This window comes from Microbacterium sp. K24, assembly GCF_004794465.1.
In the GTDB taxonomy this organism is placed as follows: domain Bacteria; phylum Actinomycetota; class Actinomycetes; order Actinomycetales; family Microbacteriaceae; genus Microbacterium.
In genome coordinates this window covers 1-779 of sequence record NZ_SSDJ01000082.1, presented here as the reverse complement: position 1 = coordinate 779, position 779 = coordinate 1, and the positions used below count along the sequence as shown (strand labels likewise).

At 69.7% G+C, this 779-nt stretch carries 1 pseudogene; it reads right to left on the bottom strand.

Features of this window, described 5'->3' with window-relative positions:
* A pseudogene (locus DW306_RS06290) lies at nt 1-779 on the bottom strand (NADP-dependent phosphogluconate dehydrogenase); the annotation flags it as partial.

Genomic DNA, 779 nt, shown 5'->3' with positions numbered 1-779 from the left:
TCGATCTCGGTGCGGTCGCCCGACCACTGCGTGTGGAACGTTCCCGGCTTGTCGATGCGCTTGTAGGTGTGCGCGCCGAAGAAGTCGCGCTGGCCCTGCACGAGAGCGGCCGGGAGGCGGTCGGCGCGGATGCCGTCGTAGTACGACAGCGAGGACGAGAAGGCAGGAGCCGGGATGCCGGCCTGGGCTGCTGCGATCACGACGCGACGCCAGGAGGCCTGGGCGCGAGTGATCGCCTCGGTGAAGTACGGCGCGGTGAGCAGCACCGGCAGCTCGGGCTCGGCCTGGTACGCGTCGGCGATGCGGTTGAGGAACTGGGCGCGGATGATGCAGCCGCCGCGCCAGATCTTCGAGATCGCACCGAGGTCGATGTTCCAGCCGTACTCGGCGGCACCGGCGCGGATCTCGTCGAAGCCCTGGGAGTACGCGACGATCTTCGACGCGTACAGCGCGAGACGGACGTCTTCGATGAAGGCGGCCTCGTCGGCGACGTCGAACTTCTCGGACGGGCCCGGGAGGGTGGCGGAGACGGCGCGCTGCTCCGGGTGCGACGACAGCGAGCGGGCGAAGGTGGCCTCCGCGATGCCCGACACGGGCACCCCGAGCGACAGGGCGGTCTGCACGGTCCACGCGCCGGTGCCCTTGGCGCCGGCCTGGTCGAGGATGACGTCGACCAGCGGCTTGCCGGTCTCGGCATCCACCTGGCGGAGCACCTCGGCGGTGATCTCGATCAGATGTCCAGCACCCTGATGGACACGACGATGCAGCAGATCGAGCGC